6 protein-coding genes are annotated in these 4,699 nt (G+C 62.7%); all 6 read left to right on the plus strand.

The window, feature by feature from the left end:
- A partial coding sequence (locus H0V34_04040) for a hypothetical protein (protein MBA2490894.1) occupies positions 1-175 on the plus strand: 175 nt, incomplete at its 5' end.
- A gap of 28 nt (positions 176-203) precedes the next feature.
- A complete protein-coding gene (locus H0V34_04045; protein MBA2490895.1) occupies positions 204-587 on the plus strand; it encodes a TolC family protein in 384 nt (127 codons plus the stop codon).
- Positions 520-834: a TolC family protein gene (locus tag H0V34_04050; protein ID MBA2490896.1), complete on the plus strand. Its 315-nt coding sequence runs from the start codon at positions 520-522 to the stop codon at positions 832-834. The genes H0V34_04045 and H0V34_04050 overlap by 68 nt, the downstream gene beginning before the upstream one ends.
- On the plus strand, positions 831-1,796 hold the full coding sequence (locus H0V34_04055; protein MBA2490897.1) for an efflux RND transporter periplasmic adaptor subunit: 966 nt from the start codon (positions 831-833) through the stop codon (positions 1,794-1,796). Before H0V34_04050 ends, H0V34_04055 begins: the two co-directional genes overlap by 4 nt.
- Positions 1,763-2,428, plus strand: coding sequence for an efflux RND transporter periplasmic adaptor subunit (locus H0V34_04060; protein MBA2490898.1), 666 nt, complete (start codon positions 1,763-1,765; stop codon positions 2,426-2,428). Before H0V34_04055 ends, H0V34_04060 begins: the two co-directional genes overlap by 34 nt.
- The coding region (locus tag H0V34_04065; GenBank protein MBA2490899.1) for an efflux RND transporter permease subunit at positions 2,425-4,699 on the plus strand (2,275 nt) is incomplete at its 3' end. The genes H0V34_04060 and H0V34_04065, both read left to right, overlap by 4 nt.

Raw genomic sequence — 4,699 nt, forward strand, 5'->3', positions numbered from 1 at the left:
CAACGCGGCCAGCCGCGACCTGTTGATCGAGCTGCGCAACGTGGCGGAGACGCAATACGCGGCCGGGCGCGCGACGCAGCAGGACGTCACCCAGGCCGAGCTCGAAACACGCAAGACTTTCGGACAAAGCACTTGGCCTCGCGCGGCAACGGCGTTCAATACAGGCGCAGCTTAACGGACTGCTGAACCGCGCGCCTGGCGCGTTGCTTGCGCGGCCGGGGCGCATCGCGCCGCCCGCCGCGCCGCCCAATTTAAGCGCGCTGCGAAAGGCCGCGCTGACAAGCCACCCGGACTTAAGGCGCTTCGAAGCCCGCCTGGCCGCGAGCCGCTCGCGCGTGGATCTGGCCGCAAAAGACTTCTATCCCGATGTTCGACTCATGACCGGCTACAGCGGCCTGTGGGACGAGCCGGAGAAGCGCTTTACAGTGTGGGTCGCGATCAACCTGCCCTGGAACCGAGACAAGTATCGACAGATACAAGACGCCGCGCAGGCCAACACGATGCGCGCAATGGGCGCTGGTGGATCGCCGGGCGCGTCTGCTCGCCTCGCTCGCGCAGGCGCACTCAAGGGTGACCGAGTCGATTAGTGTGATCGCGCTATATCGCGATCGTCTGCTGCCGCTGGTGCGGGACAACCTGAACGCAGCGCAAGCCGACTATCGTGCCGGCACGGGCACCTTTCGGGCCGTGATCACCGCCGAAAACCAGAAACTGATGACGGAACTGCGGCTGGCGCGCGTGCGGGCCGATTATGTCAGGCGAACCGCGCTGCTGGCGCGCTGGAGCGGCGGCGGCTGGCGCCGGGCACTGGCCGGCAAGGCGCGGAACCGATGATCCGGCCACGGTGGTTTTGGTTGCTGGGGCTGTGCGCGCTGGGCGCCGGCATCGCTATCGGCATGCGGCTTAACGGACACCCGGCCGCTGAGCCACGCATGGCGGCAACATCCGCACAGGTGCTGCATGATGCGCCGGCTTATCGGGCCGGCGCGTTACGAATCAGGATCACGGTGGATCCGCGGACGCCCAGAGTCGGCGAGAACCGGTTGGTCGTAGCACTACGCGACAGCCAGGGCGACTCAGTATCCGGCGCGCGGATCAAGGCCGCGGCCGAGATGCCGGCGATGGGGGCGATGCCGGCGATGCAGGCGCCAGCACGCTTGCTTGAAATCGCACCCGGCCGCTACGCGGGCAACTTCAACCTGTCGATGAGCGGCGAATGGCCGCTGTCCATCCAGATCTCGAAACAGGGCATGAAAGATCAGCGGATCGGCTTCGATATGGCCACGGGACGCGCAGGGTTACAGGTCATATCAGGCGCGGTGGCCGAGGGCGAAAGCGGCGCGCAGGCAACGCGCATGGCGGAGGCGCCGGCGGCCACGATCCTGGTGGACAGTCACCGACGCCAGCTGATCGGTCTGAAGCTGGGCCGCGCACACCATCGAACCCTAACGCGCACCATTCGCGCCGTCGGCGAGATCGCGTACGACCCGAGAAGGCGCTCCGATATAAGCCTGCGGTTCGACGCCTGGATCGGCGAACTCAATGCCGATTACGTCGGCAAGCATGTCGACCGGGGCGACGTGCTGTTCACCGTTTATGGCGCGGAATTGCTGGCGGCGCAGCGCGAATATCTGCAGGTGCTGCAAAGCCGTGGAAGCGCGTCCGACGGCCTGATCGAAGCCGCGCGAGGACGGTTGCTGCTGATGGACATGCGCCAGGTCAGATCGACAAACTCGCGAGCCGCGGCGAACCACTGGTTTACGTGCCCATCGTGGCGCCCCGCGGCGGCACCGTGATCGCCAAACGCGTCGTGGCTGGCACGGCCCAGCCCGCGGGTGCGCCCTTGTTGCGCATCGCCGATCTCTCACATGTCTGGGTGGAGGCTGAAATTTACGAGGACGAGATTCCTTTCGTAGAGGAAGGAACGCCCGCCGTAATAACCCTTCCGTATCTGCCGGGCAACATGTACGAGGCCAGGGTCGAGTACGTCTATCCCTATCTTCAAGGTATGTCGCGTACGGGCCGCGTCCGCCTCACGCTGAACAATCCCGATGGCGTCCTCAAGCCCGACATGTTTGCCGAGGTGCAGCTCAAAGCCGATCTCGGACGCCACCTGGTCGTGCCAGAGGAAGCTGTGATATTCGCCGGCAAAAGCCGCATCGTGTTCGAGGATCTTGGCGGCGGACGCTTGAGTCCACGCAAGGTTCGCACCGGTCAGCGCAATGAGGGTTACATCGAGATCCTGGCAGGGCTGCAGGCGGGCGATAAGGTCGTCACCTCGGGCAATTTTTCTGATGGCCTCCGAAGCGCGCCTGAAGGCTGGTATCGAACAATGGTAATGCTACCCGAGCCATTTCCAGTCGGGGCTAAGGGCGTCTCTGGTTCCCCCTCGACAGGGAAAGGTTTGGATGGGAGCGCAAGACCTTGATCGATCCGGCATATCGCGCCGGCCTTATCCAGCGCCTCATCGCTTACTGCGCGCATAACTGGCTGCTGACGATTCTGGTGGTTGCGGTGGTCGCGTTCTGGGGCTACCGGTCGCTTATTCAGACGCCGCTGGATGCGATTCCCGACCTGTCCGACATCCATGTCATCGTGTATACGGAATGGGAAGGACGCAGCCCCGACCTGGTCGAAGATCAGATTACTTACCCCCTGGCCACCACATTTCTGGCGGCGCCCGGGGTGCAGTTCGTGCGCGGCCAGAGCTTCCTGGGGTTCTCGTTTGTCTACGTCATCTTTGAGGACGGCACTGACATCTACTGGGCGCGCTCGCGCGTGCTGGAGTACCTCAACTCCGCGCAAGGGGAGTTGCCGAAGGGCGTGAATCCGACGATCGGACCCGATGCGACCGGTGTCGGGTGGGTATACCAGTACGCGCTCGTGGATAAAACGGGCCGACAAAGCCTCGCCGACCTCCGTAGTCTTCAGGATTTCAATCTCCGCTACGCACTGGAGTCGGTCGAAGGTGTGGCCGAGGTGGCCGCGGTAGGCGGTTATGAAAAGGAATATCAAGTCAACGTCGATCCCAACAAGCTGGCTTCGTTCGGCATCCCACTCGACAAGGTGATCGCGGCGGTGCGCGAGTCGAATAACGAAGTGGGCGGCCGAGTACTTGAGATCGCGGAGTACGAGCATTTCATCCGCGGCCGCGGTTACATCGACTCGACCGAGGACCTGGAAAAAGTGGTGCTCGAGGTCGACCAAGACGGCATACCCGTCACCTTGGATCAGGTCGCCACCGTAAGCTTAGGGCCCGCCATGTCACGCGGCCAAAGCGATCTGAACGGTGAAGGTATTAGCGTGGGTGGCGTGGTGGTGATGCGCTACGGCGAGAACGCCCTGGACGTGATTGCCGGCATCAAGCAGCGGCTGGAAGAGGTCGAGCGGACGTTGCCCAAGGGCGTAAAAGTCGTTCCGGTCTACGATCGGTCGAGCCTCATCAAGCGCGCGATTGATACTCTGGAACGCACCTTAACCGAGGAGATGATCATCGTGTCGCTGGTGATCATCGTCTTCCTTCTGCACGTGCGCTCCGCGCTGGTCCCCATCGTCACGCTGCCGATCGCGGTGCTGTTGGCGTTTGTTCCCATGTATTACCAGGGCCTAACTGCGAACATCATGTCGCTGGGCGGCATTGCGGTCGCTATCGGCGCGATGGTGGACGCGGCGATCGCCATCGTGGAGAACGTGCATCGGCGCTTAAGCCTATGGCAGGCCGGAGAGGTTGGTGCGGACGAGGCGCGCCCGCGTACTGAGGTCATCATCGACGCAATGCAGGAAGTGGGACCCAGCATCTTCTTCGCGCTGCTGATCATCACGGTCTCATTTCTGCCGGTGTTCGCGCTGGAGGGCCAGGAAGGCCGCCTGTTCAAGCAGCTCGCCTTTACTAAGACTTATTCGATGTTCTTCGCGGCCTTGTTGTCCATCACGCTGATCCCGGCGCTGGCCGTGCTGGTGATCAAAGGTAAGATCCGGGGAGATCGAAGCAGGTTGAACCGGATACTGATCGCGGCTTATTTGCCAGTGGTGCGACTCGCGGTGCGCATGCGCTGGGTGGTGGTCGGCCTGGCCATCGTCGCGATGGTTTCGATCTGGCCCGCCTATCAGGGACTTGGTAACGAGTTCATGCCGCCGCTAAACGAAGGCAGTATCCTGTACATGCCGACGGCGGTACCCGGCATGTCCATCAGCGAGGCGACCCAGACGCTACAGACGATGGATCAGGCATTGATGAAGATCCCCAAAGTGAAACGCGTGTTCGGTAAGGCCGGGCGCTCGACCTCGCCCACCGATCCGGCGCCGCTCGAGATGTTCGAGATCAATATTATGTTGAAGGCCGAGAGCGAGTGGCGCGAGGGGCTCACCTGGGACGCACTAATCGCGGAGATGGATGCAAAAATGCGCTTTCCGGGCGTGCCCAACATCTGGTGGATGCCGATCCAGACCCGCACACAGATGCTGGCGACCGGCATCCGCTCGACCTTAGGCGTCAAGGTGTACGGCACGGACCTTTCGACGATCGAGGACGTCGGGGTAAAGATCGAGCGCGCGCTCGCCAATGATCCGCGCACGGCGCCCTATACGCGCAGCGCGTTTGTCGAGCGCTCCACGGGCGGGTACTTTCTGGACTTCGATATCAACCGCACACGAGCGGCACGCTTCGGCCTCAACGTGGGTGATATCCAGGATGTCATCG

It is taken from the genome of Gammaproteobacteria bacterium (assembly GCA_013696315.1).
In the GTDB taxonomy this organism is placed as follows: Bacteria; Pseudomonadota; Gammaproteobacteria; order JACCYU01; family JACCYU01; genus JACCYU01.